This is a genomic window from Aeromonas sobria, assembly GCF_000820145.1.
Lineage (GTDB): Bacteria > Pseudomonadota > Gammaproteobacteria > Enterobacterales > Aeromonadaceae > Aeromonas > Aeromonas sobria.
The window spans coordinates 13410-33610 of the sequence record NZ_CDBW01000032.1 but is presented as its reverse complement, the minus strand read 5'-3'; the positions used below and the strand labels follow the sequence as shown (position 1 = coordinate 33610).

At 55.9% G+C, this 20201-nt stretch carries 21 protein-coding genes; 8 read left to right on the top strand and 13 right to left on the bottom strand.

Translation table 11 applies throughout. The features are described from left to right. The first annotated feature begins 12 nt into the window (after window positions 1–12). Both purM and purN read left to right on the top strand, forming a co-directional pair. On the top strand, window positions 13–1050 hold the full coding sequence (gene purM / locus BN1135_RS13950) for a phosphoribosylformylglycinamidine cyclo-ligase (protein ID WP_042022081.1): 1038 nt from the start codon (window positions 13–15) through the stop codon (window positions 1048–1050). Beyond that, window positions 1047–1685: a phosphoribosylglycinamide formyltransferase gene (gene purN / locus BN1135_RS13945; RefSeq protein ID WP_042022079.1), complete on the top strand. Its 639-nt coding sequence runs from the start codon at window positions 1047–1049 to the stop codon at window positions 1683–1685. Before purM ends, purN begins: the two co-directional genes overlap by 4 nt. Window positions 1686–1814: 129 nt before the next feature. Here purN and BN1135_RS13940 read toward each other — a convergent pair whose 3' ends face one another. From BN1135_RS13940 to BN1135_RS13920, 5 genes are all read right to left on the bottom strand, one after another. Further along, window positions 1815–2576, bottom strand: coding sequence for a Nif3-like dinuclear metal center hexameric protein (locus tag BN1135_RS13940; protein WP_042022078.1), 762 nt, complete (start codon window positions 2574–2576; stop codon window positions 1815–1817). A gap of 144 nt (window positions 2577–2720) precedes the next feature. Continuing rightward, window positions 2721–4064 (bottom strand): sigma-54-dependent transcriptional regulator, encoded by a 1344-nt coding sequence (locus BN1135_RS13935; protein WP_042022075.1) that lies wholly within the window; start codon window positions 4062–4064, stop codon window positions 2721–2723. After that, window positions 4061–5095 (bottom strand): sensor histidine kinase, encoded by a 1035-nt coding sequence (locus BN1135_RS13930; protein WP_042022072.1) that lies wholly within the window; start codon window positions 5093–5095, stop codon window positions 4061–4063. The genes BN1135_RS13935 and BN1135_RS13930 overlap by 4 nt, the downstream gene beginning before the upstream one ends. A gap of 106 nt (window positions 5096–5201) precedes the next feature. Next, window positions 5202–6623: a sigma-54 dependent transcriptional regulator gene (locus BN1135_RS13925; protein ID WP_042022070.1), complete on the bottom strand. Its 1422-nt coding sequence runs from the start codon at window positions 6621–6623 to the stop codon at window positions 5202–5204. A 251-nt stretch (window positions 6624–6874) separates the two neighbouring features. Then, window positions 6875–7759, bottom strand: a complete 885-nt coding sequence (locus BN1135_RS13920; protein WP_042022067.1) for a DUF2726 domain-containing protein — start codon at window positions 7757–7759, stop codon at window positions 6875–6877. 196 nt (window positions 7760–7955) lie between these two features. On the opposite strand from BN1135_RS13920, the gene BN1135_RS13915 reads away from it, so the two are divergent. From BN1135_RS13915 to ppx, 3 genes are all read left to right on the top strand, one after another. Next, window positions 7956–8468, top strand: coding sequence for a glycine cleavage system transcriptional repressor (locus BN1135_RS13915; RefSeq protein ID WP_042022066.1), 513 nt, complete (start codon window positions 7956–7958; stop codon window positions 8466–8468). A 74-nt stretch (window positions 8469–8542) separates the two neighbouring features. Then, window positions 8543–10612, top strand: a complete 2070-nt coding sequence (gene ppk1, locus BN1135_RS13910; RefSeq protein ID WP_042022064.1) for a polyphosphate kinase 1 — start codon at window positions 8543–8545, stop codon at window positions 10610–10612. Next, complete coding sequence (ppx, locus tag BN1135_RS13905) at window positions 10602–12092, top strand: exopolyphosphatase (protein WP_042022057.1); 1491 nt, start codon at window positions 10602–10604, stop codon at window positions 12090–12092. The genes ppk1 and ppx overlap by 11 nt, the downstream gene beginning before the upstream one ends. Before the next feature lie 262 nt (window positions 12093–12354). Here the strand turns inward: ppx and BN1135_RS22185 are convergent, their stop codons facing one another. From BN1135_RS22185 to BN1135_RS13875, 7 genes are all read right to left on the bottom strand, one after another. Next, a complete protein-coding gene (locus BN1135_RS22185) occupies window positions 12355–12531 on the bottom strand; it encodes a hypothetical protein (protein ID WP_098969069.1) in 177 nt (58 codons plus the stop codon). A gap of 478 nt (window positions 12532–13009) precedes the next feature. Next, window positions 13010–14377 carry a flagellar hook protein FlgE gene (gene flgE, locus BN1135_RS13900; protein ID WP_042022054.1) on the bottom strand — a complete coding sequence of 456 codons (1368 nt, stop codon included), beginning with the start codon at window positions 14375–14377 and terminating at the stop codon, window positions 13010–13012. A gap of 10 nt (window positions 14378–14387) precedes the next feature. After that, window positions 14388–15119 carry a flagellar hook assembly protein FlgD gene (locus BN1135_RS13895; RefSeq protein ID WP_042022050.1) on the bottom strand — a complete coding sequence of 244 codons (732 nt, stop codon included), beginning with the start codon at window positions 15117–15119 and terminating at the stop codon, window positions 14388–14390. 15 nt (window positions 15120–15134) lie between these two features. Continuing rightward, a complete protein-coding gene (flgC, locus tag BN1135_RS13890; protein ID WP_042022049.1) occupies window positions 15135–15554 on the bottom strand; it encodes a flagellar basal body rod protein FlgC in 420 nt (139 codons plus the stop codon). After that, on the bottom strand, window positions 15554–15952 hold the full coding sequence (flgB, locus tag BN1135_RS13885) for a flagellar basal body rod protein FlgB (RefSeq protein WP_042022048.1): 399 nt from the start codon (window positions 15950–15952) through the stop codon (window positions 15554–15556). The genes flgC and flgB overlap by 1 nt, the downstream gene beginning before the upstream one ends. Window positions 15953–16210: 258 nt before the next feature. Further along, window positions 16211–17035 (bottom strand): CheR family methyltransferase, encoded by an 825-nt coding sequence (locus tag BN1135_RS13880; RefSeq protein WP_042022045.1) that lies wholly within the window; start codon window positions 17033–17035, stop codon window positions 16211–16213. Between the two features lie 17 nt (window positions 17036–17052). After that, the gene (locus tag BN1135_RS13875; protein ID WP_042022043.1) at window positions 17053–17964 is read right to left on the bottom strand and encodes a chemotaxis protein CheV; all 912 of its coding nucleotides are present in this window, start codon (window positions 17962–17964) and stop codon (window positions 17053–17055) included. 145 nt (window positions 17965–18109) lie between these two features. On the opposite strand from BN1135_RS13875, the gene flgA reads away from it, so the two are divergent. From flgA to BN1135_RS13860, 3 genes are all read left to right on the top strand, one after another. Continuing rightward, window positions 18110–18793, top strand: coding sequence for a flagellar basal body P-ring formation chaperone FlgA (flgA, locus tag BN1135_RS13870; RefSeq protein WP_082186813.1), 684 nt, complete (start codon window positions 18110–18112; stop codon window positions 18791–18793). Window positions 18794–18882: 89 nt separating this feature from the next. After that, window positions 18883–19203: a flagellar biosynthesis anti-sigma factor FlgM gene (gene flgM, locus BN1135_RS13865; RefSeq protein WP_042022041.1), complete on the top strand. Its 321-nt coding sequence runs from the start codon at window positions 18883–18885 to the stop codon at window positions 19201–19203. Further along, entirely contained in the window at window positions 19200–19616 is a 417-nt protein-coding gene (locus BN1135_RS13860; protein WP_042022039.1) for a flagella synthesis protein FlgN, read from the top strand. Before flgM ends, BN1135_RS13860 begins: the two co-directional genes overlap by 4 nt. Window positions 19617–19653: 37 nt before the next feature. Here the strand turns inward: BN1135_RS13860 and yfcE are convergent, their stop codons facing one another. Then, a complete protein-coding gene (gene yfcE / locus BN1135_RS13855; protein WP_042022036.1) occupies window positions 19654–20196 on the bottom strand; it encodes a phosphodiesterase in 543 nt (180 codons plus the stop codon). Between the last annotated feature and the right edge of the window lie 5 nt (window positions 20197–20201).

Below are 20201 nucleotides of genomic sequence, written 5' to 3'. Positions count from 1 at the left end.
CGGGGAATACGCGTGACTGACAAAACCTCACTGAGCTACAAAGATGCTGGCGTAGATATTGATGCTGGCAATGCACTGGTTGAACGTATCAAGGGCGTATCCAAGCGCACTCGTCGTCCTGAAGTGCTGGGTGGTCTTGGCGGCTTTGGGGCCCTGTGTCAAATTCCTGCGGGCTACAAGGAGCCGGTACTGGTCTCCGGTACCGATGGTGTGGGCACCAAGCTGCGGCTGGCCATCGACCTGAAGAAGCACGATACCGTGGGCATCGATCTGGTGGCCATGTGCGTCAATGACCTGATCGTACAGGGCGCCGAGCCGCTGTTTTTCCTCGACTACTATGCCACCGGCAAGCTGGACGTGGACACCGCTGCTGCTGTGGTCACCGGGATCGGTGTTGGTTGCGAGCAATCAGGCTGTGCCCTGGTGGGCGGCGAAACCGCCGAGATGCCAGGCATGTATGAAGGGGAAGACTACGACATCGCCGGTTTCTGCGTCGGTGTTGTTGAGAAGAGCGAAATCATTGACGGCTCCAAGGTCGGTGAAGGGGATGCCCTGATCGCGCTGGCCGCCAGCGGTCCCCACTCCAACGGTTTCTCGCTGGTGCGCAAGATCCTGGAAGTCTCCAAGGCCGACGTGCATCAGCCGCTGGGTGACACCACCCTGGCCAACGCCCTGCTGGAGCCGACCCGCATCTACGTCAAGCCGGTGCTCAAACTCATCAAGGAGTGCGAGATCCACGCCCTGTCCCACATCACTGGTGGCGGCTTCTGGGAGAACATCCCCCGCGTACTGCCCGCCAACACTCAGGCGGTGATCGACGAGCAGAGCTGGCAGTGGCCGGCGGTGTTCAGCTGGCTGCAGCAGGCAGGCAACGTCACCCGCCACGAGATGTATCGCACCTTCAACTGCGGCGTCGGCATGATCATCGCCCTGCCTGCCAATCAGCTGGAGAAAGCACTGACCCTGCTCAAGGCGGAAGGCGAGAACGCATGGCACATCGGTCATATCGCCAAGGCCGCCGATGGTGAGGAGCAGGTCGTCATCAAATGATGCGGATCATCGTCCTAATCTCCGGCAGTGGCAGCAATCTGCAGGCGATCCTCGACCACTGCGCCAGCGGCAAGATTGCCGGTGAGGTGGTCGGCGTCATCAGCAACAAGGCCGATGCCTATGGTCTAGTTCGCGCCAAAGAGGCGGGAGTGGCGACGTCAATTCTGACCCAGCAGCAGTTTGCCAGCCGGGAGGAGTATGACACCGCCCTGCTGGCGCTGATGGCGGACTATCAGCCAGATCTGGTGGTGTTGGCGGGGTTTATGCGGATCCTGAGCGCCCAACTGGTGCACCACTTCGCCGGGCGGATGCTCAATATCCACCCCTCCCTGCTGCCCAAGTATCAGGGTTTGCACACCCACCAGCGCGCTATCGACGCCGGTGACAGCGAGCATGGCACCAGCGTCCACTTCGTCACCGAAGAGCTGGACGGTGGCCCGGTGATCCTGCAGGCCCGCGTCCCCATCTTCGAAGGAGATGAGGCCGATGAGGTGGCCGCCCGGGTACAGGCGCAGGAGCACAGCATCTACCCGCTGGTGGTACGCTGGTTCTGCGAAGGCAGGCTGCAAATGGTGGACGGCGCCGTGCAACTGGATGGTGCCCTGCTTGGCACAGCTGGTTACGCATGCGAGTAACCGCTAACGACTGCATGTAAGATGCAACAAGGGAGGCTTAGGCCTCCCTTGTCATTTCTACCTATCTGCACGCTATCCACACGATGGCTGCGGTCAGGTCCGATTGCGCCGCAACGCGGCTAAGCGTCCCTACACCGGATTGTCGATATCGATAAAGGTCACATCCAGCCCGTGCACGGTAGCCAGCCACTCCCCCAGCGCCTTGACGCCGTAACGCTCGGTGGCGTGATGGCCAGCGGCATAGAAGTGCATCCCCATCTCGCGGGCGGTGTGAATGGTCTGCTCGGAGGCTTCACCGGAGATAAAGGCATCAATGCCCTGCTCCGCCGCCAGATTGATGTAGCTCTGACCGCCGCCGGTGCACCATGCCACCGAGCGGATAAGCTCGGGACCGGTATCACCACAATAGAGCGGTTCGCGGCCAAGTCGCTCGGCAATCAGCTGGGCAAAGTCGCGGCCGCTCATCGGTTGCTCCAGCTTGCCCACCATGGCAACGCTCTTGCTGTTCCACGGCTCCAGACCGCAGCGCACCTTGATGTCGAGCAGCTTGGCGAGCTGGGCGTTGTTGCCCACCTCAGGATGAACATCCAGCGGCAGATGGTAGGCAAACAGATTGATATCGTGAGTCAGCAGGGTCTTGAGGCGACGCTGCTTCATACCGGTGATCTGGGCCGGTTCGCCGCTCCAGAAGTAGCCGTGATGGACCAGAATGGCATCTGCCTCGGCAGCCACCGCTGCGTCGATAAGCGCCTGACTGGCGGTGACACCGGTCACTACCTTACGAATGCGCTCGCGCCCCTCTACCTGCAAGCCGTTAGGGCAGTAATCCTTGATGGCGTGGGGTTCGAGCAGATGGTTCAGTACAGTTTCGAGTTTTCGATGAGAGATCATAGGGGTCCCTTTTTAAGGCTCGGTCCCCTGTTTTACCAATAAAAACAGGGCTCAGGCGCCAAACGCCAAGAGCCCCATGATAATCGAGCTAGGCCACCAAGACCATGACAGCCCCCACATGATGACAGTTATCCGCCACCAGACTCAGGCAGGCAAGTCGATCCCCGCTTCCCGCATCTGGGCCAGCTTGTAGCGCAAGGTGCGTGGACTGATGCCAAGCCGATCCGCGACATCTTTACGGCTGCCGTTACAATCTTGCAGGGTATCGAGGATGATCTGGTGCTCCTGCTGCTTGAGCTCGCTGCCGAGGCGATCGCCGCCATAGCTGCGCTCCACGCTGACAAACTCCATCTCCTGCTCGTCCAGCTCCTCCAAAATCAGGTGGCCACTATCAATGACCCCATCCGGGCTGAGGATCAGCGCGCGCTGCACCACGTTGTCCAATTCCCGCACGTTGCCGGGCCACGGGTGGGCCAGCAGTCGCTCCCGCGATGCGCCCGTCAACTGTGGGGTCGGCAACCCCTGCTGACTGGCATGGAGCGCCAACAGGTGCTCCGCCAGTGGCAGAATGTCGCCGGGTCGCTCACACAGGGCTGACCAACGCAGCGGGAAAACATTGAGGCGGTAGTAGAGATCTTCGCGAAACAGCCCATCCTGCACCGCCTTTTTCACATCCCGATTGCTGGTGGCGATGACCCGCACATCCAGCGGGATCATCTTGCGGCTGCCGAGCCGCTCCACCTCTTTCTCCTGCAACACCCGCAGCAACTTGGCTTGCAGCCCCTGATCCATTTCGGTGATCTCGTCGAGCAGCAGGGTGCCCCCCTGCGCCTGCTCGAACTTGCCCGGGCACCCCTGCACCGCACCGGTAAACGCCCCCTTCTCATAGCCAAACAGGGTCGCCTCCAGCATGTTTTCCGGAATGGCTGCGCAGTTGATGGCGACGAAGGTCTGCTCGGCGCGATTGGAGTTATCGTGGATATAACGAGCCAGCACCTCTTTGCCCGTCCCGCTCGGGCCGGTCACCATCACGGTCGCTTCGCTTCTGGCCACCCGGGTCGCCAGCTGGAACAGCTCGGCGGTTTTGGGATCCCCGTAGACCACGGCGCGCTTCTCCACCTTCTGGGCGGGCACGTAGCGGCTGACCTGATTGAGCAGCACCTCCGGCGAGAACGGCTTGGCCAGATAGTCGATGGCCCCTTCGCGCATGGCGCGCACCGCACCATCGATGTTGGCGTAGGCGGTCATCAGCAACACGGGAATTTGCGGATATTGCTGACGGATGGTGGCCAGCAAGGTGAGGCCATCCATCCCACCCATCTGGATATCGGAGATCACCATGTCAAATGGCTGACGGGAGAGGATCAGCAGAGCCCGCTCGCCGCTGTCTGCCTCACGGCATTCATAACCGCCCAGCAACAGGGTGTCCACCAGCGCTTCGCGCAGGCCATTGTCATCCTCAACTACCAGTATTCTGGCCTGTGTCATGCTACACCTCCAAGCTGCACCGGTTGCTGATGCAGGGGGAACGACAGAGTAAAGCAGGTGCCCTCACCGGGCACCGAGGCCACGCCGACCTCCCCCTGATGGGCACGTACTACTGATTGCACCACCGCCAGACCGAGGCCAGTGCCTTGGGATCGGGTGGTAAAGAAGGGTTCGAATACCTGACCAAGCTGGTGAGAGGGGATCCCCTTGCCATTGTCGATAATACGCATCTCCACCCGGGCGCCGCTGCGCACCGCACTGACCAGCAGCGACGTCGCCCCCGCCTGCTGGGCATTGGCGATCAGGTTGTTGATGGCGCCCGCCAGCGCGCTGCTGTTGGCCAGCAGGCAGAGATCCGGCTCCGGCGCTTCCATGTGCAGCTCGCAACCCTGCTGGGCACAAAAGGCCTCGGCACCGGCCTGCACTTCGGCCAGCAGCCCTTGTACCGAGATGGGGGTGACTACCTGGTTGTCGCCGTTGCGGGCAAACAGCAGGATGTCGTTGATCTGTTTCTCCAGATCCTGCAAACGGGCCATCAGCTTCTGCTGAAACTGAGTGCGGGATTCCGGCTTGAGGGTGCGGTTGGCCAGATTGGCGGCATAGAGCATGGCGGCAGAGAGCGGGGTGCGGATCTGGTGGGCGAGCGAGGCCGCCATATTGCCCAGCGCCGACAGCCGCTTCATATGGTTGATGCGGTCTTGCAGTTTGCGGGTTTCGGTCAGGTCGTTGATAAAGACCAGCTGGCCGGGCTGATCCGGCAGCGGCTGGGTCGAGAGTTGCACCCGGCGCCCGTCGCGCAGGGAGATCTCGTGGCCATCATCCTCGCGCGGCTCAAAGCAGCGGGCAATGATGTGGCGCCAGAGCTCCCCTTCCAGTGGCTCACCCAGCAGGGAGATGGCCGCCGGATTCGCGCGGGTGACCACCCCTGCCCCATCAAGCAGCAACACCCCGGTGGGGAGCGCCTTGAAGATGGCATAGAGCTGGCTCACTTCGTGGGACTGGAGTGGCATGTCCTGCTGCTGGATTGTCATAAAGCTGACCTCAAACTGGCTATTGGGTCAGGTTATTCAATTTCCATGCCACTAAAATATGTGAATTAAAACAAAGAATTGTGCGCTAGCGTCAAGGCTTTGACCCTTATGCGTCTTTGCTCATGCCGTATTTTTTCATCTTCTCCACCAGGGTGGTACGGCGCATGCCAAGCAGGTCAGCCGCACGGGCCACTACCCCGTCCTGCGACTCCAGCGCCTGACGGATCAGCTCCACTTCGAGGTCAGCCAGCATCTCTTTGAGGTTGACCCCCTCCTCCGGCAACTGCATGGTGCGGGGCGAGGCCATTGCGTGATCCAGTTCGATCGGCTGTTGGAATACTGCCGCCAGCGCATCCCGTTCATCCATCTCGGTCAACCGCTCATCCCGTGGCTCGCAAGGCAGCAGCCGATAACGGCTCGGCAAGTCTGCCACATCGACGATCTGGTGAGGGTAGAGGATCAGCAACCGCTCCAGCAGATTGGAGAGCTCGCGCACGTTGCCGGGCCAGGGGTACTGCATCAGCGACTCCATCGCCCGCTGGGTCAGCCGGATAAAACCGTGATGCTGCTCGGCATGGCGGTTGAGCAGCTCTTGCAGCAGCAGCGGAATATCGTTGATGCGATCCCGCAGTGGCGGCGTCTCAATAGGAAATACGTTGAGGCGATAGTAGAGATCTTCACGAAATCCCTGGGTGCGGATCATCGCCTCCAGATCCCGGTGGGTCGCCGCAATGATCCGCACATCGGCCTGAATGGGCTTGCTGCCCCCCACCCTATCGAACAACCGCTCCTGCAGCACCCGCAGTAACTTGACCTGCATCGGCATCGGCATGTCGCCTATTTCGTCGAGGAATAGAGTGCCCCCCTGGGCTAACTCGAAGCGGCCACGACGGGCTGCCACAGCACCGGTAAATGATCCCTTCTCATGACCAAACAGCTCGCTCTCAAGTAGCTCGGCGGGGATGGCACCGCAGTTGATGGGCACGAAAGGACCGGCACTGCGGGGAGAGAGTTCATGAATGGCACGGGCCACCACCTCTTTGCCAGTGCCGGATTCGCCCAGGATCAGCACGTTGGCATCAGTCTCGGCCACCTGACTGATGAGGCGGCGCACCTCCTGGATCCCCTTCCCTTTGCCCACCAGCAAACGCAGCAGGGCCTGCCCCTTGTCATGGGTCTGCTGGCGAGGATGTAAGGAGACAAAAGCCTGGCAAAAATGCAGATGGCGGGTGAGGGACTCATAGGTAAAAGGAGAGAGCGCTACCCCGATGAAATTGTTGTTGGGCAGCTCCGCCGCGACCAGCGAGAGGAAGGGGGTTCGCGGGAAGGCTGTCAGCAGATCCGGCAACTCCCGACCCGCCAGATCGCCCACCAGCACCCCTTGCAGCGGGCCTGAGGATTCGATGGCCACATCCAGATCGCCTTCGGCCACCTCCTGCCACGGGATCCCCATAAACGAGAGCACAGTTCCCAATTGCTGACGTCGTTGCCCATCGGCATCAACAATCAACACGCCCATCTCCACCATATCCATCCCTCGCGATAGCCTGAACTAATTTATTGTTTTTTCTCATCAAACAGTTTTTGACTGTTTTGTTGCTGGTGCACAAAGTGCCAAAATTCCGACGCATTGTCAAAAACTGTCGCGCTAGGCTAAGTGTATCGACAGAAACGGGAGACTAGTTGAATTTGTCGACAATTCTTCTGCAACCAAGGCAGCCAGAGGCGGAAAGCAAACTGCCCTCGTCAGAGGGCAGCATACAGCACAGTGAGACAAACTCAGTGGGGGTGACGGTGGTGGGGCGCCGCATAGCGACAATCGGGAAAGCGGCTACACGCCAAGAACAGCTGACCTGCATGTGGCCCTTTCTTTGCTTCCCTCTCCAGCAGGGGGGCATCACAACGGGGGCAGTGGTGAACCTCTTGCTCTTCATCATCCTCCGTATCGATGAATAAGCTCTCTGCCAGATCCCCCTCCATCGCAGGTAACTCTGCCGTCCACTTACTGTGCCGGGATGACCCCGCCGGTAATTGAGCGCCAGCAGTGGCGATCGATTCTGGCGCTGCACGACCATGACTGCCAGTGCCAACATCGACCCCATCCAGCAACAGGGGATTGAAGGTTGGCTCGCGGCGCTGCCCCGGTATCGGCGCATCCACCACAGGCTCGCTACGTTTGATCAGTAACGGCAAAATCAGCTCACGCAGTTCTTGCTCAAGACCGTGACCATTTTCTGCGATCTGCAGCAGGGGCAGACCCGCGCTATCGCAGGCTGTTTGCAGAACCGAGTCGCGAACCTTGCGTTTCTGATGACGGTGGGTGCTGTCACCGAGCTCGATGGCACAAATAAAAGAGAGGTCGGCGGGATGACACAGCAAATAGTCGAAATGCTTGCCGCTGATCTTGCCGAGGTGTTGTTGCCATTTACTTTTGCCAAGCCCCACCTCGGGCGTCAGCACTTCCGCTACCTGCACCTTGGCAAATACCCGAACCTTGTCGCCCACCGCCATTTCTAGCACTCTGAGGAAAGCGTGCTCTTCAGGGCTGAGCAAGGTCTCCCGAAGATCGTAGGGAAGACGTTTCTTCGGCCGGAATCGAAGCCAGAAAATCGCCATCACCAGCAGTGCAAACAACAGCAATCCCGATACGACAAAGGTATTCATCAGAGCACGTTCCAGTTCACAACACGAAAGGGGCACCACTTTACCACAGCCGCAACAGGGCAAGGCAGCAGTCAAGTACCTGGAAAATGTCAAAGCACCGGATTTTTATCTATTGGTCAGTCTGCGGGGCTTCATATGACCAGCCACTGCAGGCACAATGGCAATAGGCATAACATCCCATATCAAGGAGAGCAGGATGCAAAAGCAATTGGTGGTCACCGTGATCGGTGCAGACAAACCCGGTATCGTCGAAAGTCTGGCTGCCGTCATCAGCCGCGAACAGGGCAACTGGCTGGGCAGTGCCATGAGCGAGCTGGCGGGCCAATTTGCCGGTATCCTCCATGTATCTGTCCCCGATGATCACTATCGCAGCCTGTGCGAAGCGCTGGCCCTGTTACCCGGGCTCACCATCAGCTTTGCCGAAGGAACGCCCACCGCAGAACCGGCTCATCAGGTGATGATGACGGTGACCGGCAACGACCGCCCCGGTATCGTCCACGAAGTGGCCAGCATCCTGCGCCAGCTCGAGATCAATGTGGCCGACCTTACCACTGGCTGCGAACCGGCCCCTCACTCCGGCGCCCCACTCTTCTATGCCCATGCGCTGGTTGCCCTGCCTGACGGACTGGCGATGGAGACCCTGATCACCGCGCTGGAGTCCCTCTCCGACGATCTGGTGGTTGATATCGATGAGGCGTTGCACGAGTAACTCTCTTGTCATCAATCTGACATCTTCTCACGCCATAACTGCCGCGCAGACGCGACCTGATACAGAGGCATAACATGAGCACCGACAAGCAGTATGAAGAGAAAGAGCTGAGCTGGCTCTCATTCAATGAACGGGTGTTGCAAGAGGCAATGGACAAAACAGTGCCCCTCATCGAGCGGGTCCGTTTTTTGGGGATCTTCTCCTCCAACCAGGATGAGTTTTTCAAGGTGCGGGTCTCTGACGTCAAGCGCCGGATCCTCATTAGTGAAGTTCACGGTGGCGGGGACGATGCCAAGGTGCTGCTGCGCGCCATCCAGCAGAAAGTGATGGCCCTTGGCGAAGCGTTCGACAACACCTACAAGGAGCTGTTGATCGCGCTGGCCCGTCACAACATTTTTCTGGTCAATGAGAGCCAGATTTCCGAATCGATCCAGCAGTGGCTACGGGTCTTTTTCCGGGAAAAAGTGCTGCGCCACATCATCCCGATCCTGCTCAACAAGGAGGTCAACCCGGTCAAGTTTCTCAAGGACGAACACACTTATCTGGCCGTCGAAATGAAAAAAGATGGTCAGGTGATCCAGTACGCGCTGGTGGAAGTGCCGACCGACGACCTGCCCCGCTTCTTCCAGTTACCGCCGGAAGGGACCCGCCGCAAGAAACAGATCATCATTCTGGATAACGTCATCCGCTTCTGTCTCGACGAGATCTTCAAGGGCTTCTTCGACTACGACGAGATTGCCGCCTATGCGGTGAAGCTGACCCGGGATGCCGAATATGATCTCTCCGACCAGCTGGACTTGAGCCTGGTAGACAAGATGAGTGATGGCTTGAAACAGCGCCTTACCGCCATGCCGGTGCGCTTCGTCTACGAGCGGGAGATGCCCGCCGCCATGATAAGCTTCCTCAAGCTCAAGCTGCAGATCAGCAGCTACGACGCCATCATGCCGGGCGGGCGCTACCACAACTTCAAGGATTTCATCGGCTTCCCCAACGTGGGCCGGGACTATCTGGAAAACCCCAAGCTACCGGCCCTCGATTGCCGTGATTTTGACGGCTTCGTCAACGCCTTCGATGCGATTACCAAGCAGGATATTCTGCTCTACTACCCGTACCACAAGTTCCACCACTTCACCGAGCTGGTGCGTCAGGCGGCGTTCGACCCGGCGGTGAGCGCCATTCGCATCAATATCTACCGGGTGGCCAAGAAGTCGCGGATCATCCACTCCCTTATCGATGCCGCCAACAACGGCAAGAAGGTGACCGTGGTGGTCGAGCTGCGCGCCCGTTTCGACGAAGCGGCCAACATCGACTGGGCCAACATCCTCACCGATGCCGGGGTCAAGGTGGTGTTCGGGGTGCCGAGCCTCAAGATCCACTCCAAGCTCTGCCTCATCACCCGTCACGAACATGGCGAGGCGGTGCGCTACGCCCATATCGGCACCGGCAACTTCAACGAGAAGACCGCCAAGATCTACACCGATTTCTCGTTGCTGACCCGCCACCCTGATATCACCGCCGAGGTGGAGGGGGTATTTGAATACATCGAGTACCCCTATAAGCGTTACAAGTTCAACCACCTGCTGGTCTCCCCCATCAACAGCCGCCGTCAGCTCTATCGCCTCATCGACAACGAGCTATCAAACGCCAAGGCGGGCCAGCCGAGCGGTATCATCCTCAAGATCAACAATCTGGTGGACAAGGATCTCATCAACCGCCTCTATGCCGCCGGTCAGGCGGGAGTGCCGATCCAGATGATCATCCGTGGCATGTGCGCCCTGCGTCCGGGGGTGCCGGGCCTCAGTGACAACATCAAGGTGATCAGCATCATCGACCGCTTCCTCGAGCACCCGCGGGTGATGGTGTTTCACAACAAGGGCAACTCCCAGCTCTATATCTCCAGCGCCGACTGGATGAGCCGCAATATCGACGGCCGGATCGAGGTGGGCACCCCCATTTATGATGAGCGCCTCAAGCAGCGCATCATGGACATTCTCGAGCTACAACTGAGTGATACCTGCAAGGCGCGGGTGATCGATGCCGACCAGCAGAACGAGTATGTGAAGCGGGGCAACCGCCGCAAAATTCGCTCTCAGGTGGCGATTTACGACTATCTCAAACGTATCGAGTCAAACAATGGACAATAGTCTCTATGCCGCCGTGGATCTCGGCTCCAACAGTTTTCACATGGTGATCGCTCACCTGAGCGAAGGGCGTTTTCGCATCGTCGATCGCATCAAGGAGCGCGTGCGTCTGGCCGAGGGGATGGATGAGCAGAAGCGGATGAGCCCGGAGGCGATGGCCCGTGGCCTAGCCTGCCTGTCGCTGTTTGCCGAGCGCCTCACCAATATCAAGCAGGATCAGATCCGCATCGCAGGTACCTATACCCTGCGCCGCGCCAGCAACGCCCGCGAATTTGTGAGTGAAGCAGCCAAGGTGCTCAACCACCCCATCGAGATCATCAGCGGGCAGGAGGAGGCGCGCCTCATCTATCAAGGGGTCGCCCATACCCAGCATATTGAAGGTCAGGTGCTGGTGGTGGATATCGGTGGTGGCAGCACCGAGCTCATCATCGGCGAGGGGTTTGATCACAAGGCTCTCACCAGCCGCAAGATGGGTTGCGTCAGCTTTACCCAGAGCTTTTTTGCCAGCGGCAAGCTGAGCGACAAACACTTCAGCAATGCGGTGCTGGAGGCGCAGCACCAGCTCGCCCCCATCATCAACCAGTATCGCAAGCTGGGCTGGCAGAGCTGCCTTGGCAGCTCCGGCTCCATTCGTACGGTGCGTGACGTGCTGCAGGGAGAAGGGCTGACTGATGGCAGCATTACCCTGGAGGGGCTGGAGCGGCTCAAGGCGATGATGATCGAGCGCAAGCGGGTCGACAACCTCAAGCTGGCGGGGCTCACCGAAGAGCGACAAGAGGTGTTTGCCGCGGCTGTGGCTATCCTGCTAGGGCTGTTTACCTCGCTGCCTATTGAGCGACTCGACTACTCTGACGGCGCCCTGCGCGAAGGGCTCCTTTACGAGTTCGAGGAGCGCTTGCAGCACCACGATATCCGCGAGCGCACCGCCCAGGCGCTCGGCACTCACTACCGGATGGACCGCAAACAAGCCGCCCGGGTGGAACAGAGCGTGTTGACGCTGTTCGATACCTTGCAAGAGCCGTGGCAGATGGAGATGGAGCCCTACCGCGCCATCCTCGGCTGGGCGGCGCGGTTACACGAAATTGGCCTTGCCATCAACTACAGCGGCATTCATCGCCACTCCGCCTATATCCTGCAACACACCGACCTGCCCGGCTTCAACCAGGATGATCAGGCGTTGCTCGCCGCGCTGGCACGCTTTCAGCGCAAGGGGCTCAAGCTCTCCGAACTGCCAGCCCTGCCCAACCACGATCTGCAAACAGTGCTGCGCTGCATCCGCATTCTGCGCCTCGCGGTCGCCGCCCATCACAAGCGGCAAGACAACTTGCTACCGGAGTGGAACGTGCAGGCTGCCGGCGATCAACTGGTGGTCAACCTGCCCGCCAGCTGGAGTGAAGAGAATCGCCTGCTGATGCAAAACCTCGAAAAAGAGCAGCGCTACTGCAATGAGCAGGGCTGGCCTCTGCTGTTTCAGCTGAGCTAAACCGCGTTTTTTTCGCAAAAATAGGCCAAAAGCAGCGGAGGGAATGGGGTCGGATTTAGTTGACCACTACAGATAGTGGCTAAAACTGGGCAGTATTTGTTGGGTGAAGGAAGTCGAGAGCCTGTTCGATACGCATAAAAAATCCGAAACCAATCAACAGGTTTCGGATTTTCACACCTCAGAAGGATCGGTCAATAGATCCTTAACTGATCGGCATTACGCCATGTACGCCGGTTTTTTATGAGTGAAGAGCTAGTGGGCCTTACTGCGCCTGCTCTATGTGTTGCTGGTAGCGCTGCTGCCACTTACTGGTTTCAGCTTCATCTCCCTGATCCTTCCAGAAGGCGCAGATGGAGTTGGCAAGTTCGGAGGCCATGGCGTGGTCCCCGTCACGGCGACTCATTAAATAATCAGCCAGCCAGCTTTGATATTGCTTCATTACCCGATCTCCTTATCTCATGAGCTCTTGATGGTGTCGTTGCTAACAGTATCTTGTTAGCTCGCTATCCGAGGTGACATCATCAGGCATGATGGTGCAAAGTCACGACCCGGGCAGACAGCCCGATGGGCAATCTGGCGGCGAACGTGAAGTGAGATGTCAAAAAACGAGCGCTATGGTAGCACAAACTGACCAACTTGGGGGATTGTCGCCACACCTAGCGGCAGTTCAGCCCCATCTCCTTGTTCCCAAAACAGAAAAACCGCCTTGATGGCGGGATTATTTGCTGATAAATGCGCTGAAATTGACTAGCGCCGAGCGCTGGCCAGGTACTTGGCCATCCCATCGGTGGCCCCTCCCCGCTGCGTGAAGCCAAGGCCACAGCCGTACAGTGTGAAAAAACCAATCAAAAATGCCAGTCAGGCTTAACTGACTGGCATCAGGACCTCGGCCCCTCTCATGATACTAAATTGCGCTATTAGCGAATTTGCAGGATGGTCTGCTGCAACGAACTGTTGACCTCCAGGGAACGGGAGTTTGCCTGGAAGTTACGCTGGGCAGTGATCAAGTCAACCAGTTCGGAGGTCAAATCCACGTTGGACTGCTCCAGCGAGGATGACTTGATGGTGCCAAAAGTCCCTGAGTTGGGCGTCCCCGGCAAGGCATCGCCAGATAGCAGAGATTGCCGCCAGGAGGTATCCCCCACCTGGGTCAGCCCTTGCGAGTTGGCGAATTTAGCCATCGCAACCATAGCAACCTTGATGGTGGTGGCGTTACTGTAGGTCGCAGAGACAATCCCATCAGGTGTGATCTCCACCTTGGTCAAACGGCCGACAGTGGAACCATCCTGAGTCAACTTGTTGACTTCAAACGGTGAGGCATACTGGGTCACTGTTCCGAAGTTGATATCCACCTGTTGGGTGGGATCTGCACCGTTAGTGATAATGCCAGCGCCTGCTGGGGGCGCGGCTCCCAATTGCTCTGTCTTGATGGTAGCTGGTGTGGTCGGGGTAATCATCTTGCCATCTGCCCCGAAGGTGATTCGGGCACCAGAAGGTGCAGGGGTCAAACCAGCGGCCATGGTTGGTGTTACACCACCGACAATATCAATGGGCTTATCGCCTTGGTAGAGATACATACGCCAAGCGGTCGGATTGGCAGGCTTGGTCAGATCTGCCGGATCAGCCTCTTTGACAAAATATTGCGTGATGGTGTGGGGCTCCCCCAGTGAGTCATAAATCACCACAGAGGTAGAAGAGGAGTACGTTTTTGAATCCTTTATATTAAATGTGGAGGCATCCCCGGCACCTGTACCGGCAGGCAAAGGCGACGCTGTCGACGGCAAGTTGAAACTGGCGTCAATCTTGGAGGTCTTAATTGGTTCTCCAGCACGGTCAGGGATCTGGATCGGCTTGGTCGCATTGATACTGACCGCCTTAGGCGTACCATCGGCGTTTATTTCATACCCTTGCAGATAATGGCCCTGATTGTTGACCATATAGCTGTTTTCATTGAGCTTGAAGGCCCCGGCACGGGTGTAAGTACGATCCAGGTTGGTCAGACCGTCGGAGGTCACAAAAAAGCCGTTGCCCTGGATCGCCAGATCCAGTGCGTTATTGGTAAATTGCAGCGCCCCTTGATGAAACTGCTGGGCCACCGCCCCGGTCGCCACACCATTACCGACCTGGGTCTTGGCATTGACAAAGATGGAGTTGGCATAGACATCCGCAAACTCGGCACGAGACTCTTTAAAGCCCATGGTGTTGACGTTGGCAATGTTGTTTGCGGTGACGTTCAAATCTTTTTGTGCCGCGTTGACACCGCTCAAGGCATTGTTAAATGACATATCCAGCTCCTTAGATCGATGCTGTCGACGTGGTTTTTGACTGAGTAGTTGGTTTGTTTTGATTAGACCCTGAAATTTGCAGGATACTGTTAAGCGTTGTGGTGCCAAGACCTCTCAGGTTGAGCTGGGTCGGATTGGTTCCATTACCCAGAACCACACTATCGACCTTGCCATAAGTCAGGGCCGAGATGCTCTCAGACTTTCCATCCATGGTGCCGTTGGCTTTAATCACATATTTTCCAGACTTGGCTGGATTGCCTGACTTGTCTTTCCCATCCCAGGAGAATTCAACGTTGCCCCGCAAATCACCTTCCAGAGGGAACTCCTGGATAACCTGACCTTTTTCATCTTCCACTGTTATCTTGACGTTCGAGTACTTGTTCTCGACACCGACTGCCACAACACCGTTGACGGAGCCATCCTTTTCCAGATAACCGATATTGCTAGGTAGCAGCACATTCTGTCCTACCAAAGCAGAGGCTTGCAGTGCCTGGCTGGAGGTCATCAGGGTATTGAGGTTCCCCATCTGGGTCGACAAGCTATTAATCCCCTCCGAGGTTGACATTGACGTCATCTGGGAGAGCATCTGGGCGTTATCAACCGGCTTGAAGGGATCCTGATACGACAGCTGCATAGTGAGCAGTTTCAAAAAGGAAGCCTGATCCAGCTCTTTTTTGGGAGCTGTCGTCGTCTGAGGTGTGGTACGGCTGATACCGTTCACACTGTTGGTTGTATCGACCATATTGCATCCCTCCTATCAGGACTTGCCAAGCTGGAGTGTCTGCTGCAACATTCTCTTGGCCGAGTCGGCAACCTGGACGTTAGTCTGGTAACTGCGGGACGCGTTGATCATGTCAGCCATCTCTTCCACCATGTTGACGTTCGGTTTGAAGATGAAGCCATCTTTGTCCGCCATCGGGTGATTCGGGTTAAATTCCTTAAGCAGAGGAGCCTTGCTCTCAACAATTCCCTTCACCTCAACCCCGACTGCCCCCTGTTTATCAGACATTGCCTGGTCAAGCTGAGCGGCAAATATTGGCCGCCGGGCATGGTAAGTATTTTCCACACTGGAGCTGACACTGTCTGCGTTGGCCATATTGCTGGCAACCGTGTTGAGCCGCACAGACTGTGCACTCATAGCCGAGCCTGCTATGTCAAAGACCTTGAACAAACTCATCACTGTTCTCCTTTCAGGGCCTTGAGCAGGCCGCTGATCTTGCCATTCATAAATTCCAGGGAGGTTTGATACTCAAGACTGTTACGCAGGAAATCACTACGTTCCTGCTGCACGTCAACGGTATTGCCATCGCCGGTGTCCGGTTGTAACGGATTGCGATATTGCACAGTACCTGGGGCATCCATATTCAAGGCAAAGTGCTTCTCGCTGGTCGTTGCCAGTCCAAAACCCTGCTGATGTTGGGCATCCTGCAGCGCCTGAGCAAAATTGATATCCCTAGCTTTAAACCCCGGGGTATCAGCATTGGCAATGTTGCTTGAAAGCACCTCAGCACGCTTGGCACGAACGCCGATCGTGTGTTGATGCACACCAAATACCTTGTCAAATGAAAGAGCCATAGCACACCTCCTGCTTGGTATTTGTCTTGCAATAGGTATGCCAGAATAGAGTACACGGTAGCGTGGTTCGAAATAGCAGCGCCTGATATAGCGAAAAGATCGCAGGAACCGACCCTATAAAGGGGAGAGCCGATCCTCATTTTTCACCTGTATCGACGTGATTCTGAGGTCAAACATAAAGAAAGAGGGAAGCAAAATGCTTCCCTCTGGTATCACAGTAAGGGTCTAGACAACCCTCAGATTACGCGGTTACCGGGCCTATTTAACCTTATAAACGATCCCTGGATTACAACGGATCATCTCGAATCTGTCGGTCAGGCCGGCCAATGATTCTGACGCACCCAGCATCAGATAACCACCAGGGTTAAGGCTGCTGGCAAACTGGTTGAGGATCTTCGACTTCACATCCGGAGCAAAGTAGATAAGCACATTACGACAAAAAATAATGTCAAATTTTCCGAGCAAGCTGTAACTTTCCAGCAGATTTATTGGCCGGAAAGTGGTCAATTTTCTGACTCGCTCAACTACGCGCATCTTGCTATCACCATAGGGCTCAAAAAACATTTTTTTGCGCTCTGGTGACAACCCCCGAGCCAAGGCCAGGCTGTCATAGACACCCTCCTTGCACTGGTTCAACATAGTTGTCGAAATATCCGTTCCCACAATCTGCACGCCACCAGGCAAGGTGCCGGGTTTTTTCATCTGTTGCTCAATAGCTGTCATGGCAATTGAGTAGGGCTCCTGCCCGGATGATGACGCAGCAGACCAGATCTTGATGGGACGACCACTTTTTCCCAACTCTGGGAAAATTTTATCGGTCAGTAACTGAAACGGATAGGTATCACGAAACCAAAGGGTCTCGTTGGTGGTCATGGCATCAACCACCGCCATTTTCAAGTCACGCTCTCGTACACTCATTGCACGAGTGACCAGATCAGACAAACTCTCGATGCCAAACTGCGCCATCAAAGGTGAAAGACGGCTCTTCACCAGATACTGTTTGTTATCACCCAGCACGATCCCGCTCTGTACCGCCAGAAAGTTGCTGAACTGTTTGTATAAGTCGTCCGAAAGTGTCTTCATGCAGCGATTCTTCTTTATTAGAGTGCGTTTTGTACGGCTTTGGCCAACTCATCCGGTTGAAACTTGGCGATGAAGTTGTTCGCACCGACTTTCTGCACCATTGCCTGGTTAAATACCCCACTGAGGGATGTATGCAGAATAACATGCAAATCCTTGAGATTTGGATTATTCCGGATCTCGGCAGTAAAGGTATAACCATCCATTTCCGGCATTTCGATATCTGAAATCACCAGCGCAATCTGATCCTTGATAGGGCCATTCTTGGCCATTTCCAGCAGCATGTTTAACGCTTCCCGACCATCTTTTGCCAGCACACACTCAACCCCAATCGCTGCAAGTGCACGTTGCACCTGTTTACGCGCGACAGACGAGTCATCTGCAACCAGCACAGGGCGCCCCAAAGTCGGATGATCGGAACTGGCTTCCACCAACTCTTGGCTTACTTCAGTAGATACCGGAGAAATTTCGTTGAGGATCCGCTCAACATCCAGGATCTCTACCAGCTCACCATCGACCTCAGTGACTGCGGTCATGTAGTTGATACGGCCAGCCCCTTTAGGAGGCGGCAAGATGGATTCCCAATTCATATTGATGATGCGCTCGACCGAGTGCACCAGAAAACCCTGAACAGATCGGTTGTACTCAGAGATAATGATGAAGCACTTGCTCAAATCTTCAATCGGGCGCTTACCCACCGCCATGCTGAGGTCGATGACAGAAATAGTCTGGCCACGAATATGGGCAACCCCGCGAATGCAGGAGTTCAACTTGGGCATCACGGTCAAATGCGGACATTGCAACACCTCACGTACTTTAAATACGTTAATGCCAAATCTTTGACGTCCATTGAGACGAAATAACAATAACTCCAGCCGGTTTTGCCCCACTAGCTGGGTACGTTGGTTGACCGAGTCCAGGATACTGGCCATAAACACTCCCTAAAAGACGCTTGGCATTAATCATGCATGCGTAATGGATTGCATCAGACTATCGATGTGACCACAAACAGATTCTGAAGCAATCATAGTTAAATATGGTGATATGCGTGAACAACTTATCGACCAACGAGCGAAAATGATTAACCGTCTTTTACTCATCAGCCTCTTTTTAGGTAGCATCTCTTCCAGCTATGCCTCGGACGTCACCACCTATCTGCAAGAAAAAGCGCAAGAGTTCGTTTATGGCCAGCTAGAAGTGCCCTTGGATGCCAGGGCTGATGTCACCTCGGCAACGCTGGATGAACGGCTCCCACTGACCCGCTGCGAAGACCGATTAACCATCAGCTTACCCGCTAAAATGGAAATTCGTCGAAATACAACTGTTTACCTTAAGTGTGAAGAAGACAAACCTTGGGATGTCTATTTGCCTGTACGGGTTAGCATTCAAAAACCCTATGTCACCGTCGCCAACCCTATTGCTAAAGGGGATCTGCTGACCGAGCCGCAACTTATACTTGCCTATCAGGATCAAACCCTGATCCGTGGCGACTATCTGACCGACCCCACCCCACTCATAGGGGTACGTAGCAAACGCGAAATCAAACCGGGGCAGCCCATCCGTTTGAGCCAGGTGTGTGTGGTATGCAAAGGGGATCAGGTCACCCTGACAGCAGAAAACAACAACTTCCAGATCAAAACCATGGCCCGAGCCTTGCAAGATGGCAGCTTCGGAGAGATCATCAAACTCGTCAATATTCGATCCGGCAAAACCGTTGAGGGTAAAGTAAGTGGTGTTGGTGCTGTATCGATCACTTTCTAATGCCAGATGTTCGATAATTTTTCTAAAGTTCTGACCTGCTGCACCGATAAACAGGTAAGCAAACCTTAAAGCAGACGAAGGTAACTAAAATGGCCATCAACAATATCAACAACTTGGCGAATAATCGGTTGCAAAATACCGGTAACAGCCAGGGGACAGGCAGCAAGTCAGTCACCTCATCGCCCGAAAACAAAGCGGCTACTGTCAAGCTGGACTCAGTCTCCTTGACCAGTGAGGCGCAACAATTGCAAAAGATGCAACAGACCCTCAATACCGCGTCTACCGGTAATGAAAGCAAGGTCGAACAACTGAAAAAAGCCGTCGCGAGTGGCGAATATCAGGTCAATAGCGATGCAGTAGCCAAGAAGATGTTCAGTTTTGAAGCTAATCTGGACAACGTTCTTAGATGATGGACTTACCTTCGTTACTGCACACCCAAGATGATTACCTCACCCAGATGCAAGGCATTCTGGAAGAGGAGTTCCGCTTGCTCGAGCAGCATCAGGCACTGGCCCTGCCTGCACTGACCGAGCGCAAACAGCTGTTGCTTGCTGCGATAGAAACCCTGGACAAGACGCTGGCAGAGATGCCGGAACTGGCACTACAGCTGGCAGCCTATCCCGATGAGATGACGCAGCTGCGTGAAAAACTGGATGCATGCCAAGCACAAAATGATATCAACGGTCGGCTGCTTGAACTGAGCATCGTCTCCAACCGTCGTCTGGCAACCTTTCTGAGTCAGCTGCGCGATCGCAACAGCCTGACCTATGACGCCAAAGGCAACACTCGCTCTGGCACCCGTTCCTACGGTATCAAGGCCTGACATCTCTTATCAGGCCTTGCATTTTTCTGTCCGTTTTTTATAGCGCCAATCGCAGCAACTCTCGTCCATCCTCACACGCATTCACTCGAAGCACCCCGGCCTCATAGCTACCATAACTGGCAGGCAATTCGCCGCGCGGAAAACAGATTGAACCCGGATTCATCAATACTCGCTCACCCTGCCATTCCAATACCGGTACATGGGTATGGCCGCTCAGGAACAGACTACCCGGCGGCAGTTGTACCTCGTCAGGATGATAGAGATGGCCGTGGCTGACAAACCAGCGCCGTTCATCGACCAGCAGCTGGTTGTAGGGGGCGGTGATGGGGAAACGCAATAACATCTGATCCACTTCAGAATCACAGTTGCCACGCACGGCGATGATCTGCGAAGCCAACTCATTGAGCCGATCGGCCACGGCTGGCGGGTTATACCCTTCAGGCAGAGGGTTACGCGGCCCATGATTGAGCAGATCACCGAGCAGCAGGTAGTGATCGGGCTGCCATGGCTCAAGCAGGGTCAGCACCCGCTCCAGCGCAATGATGCTGCCGTGGATGTCGGAAATAATGGCAAGTTTCATTCAAT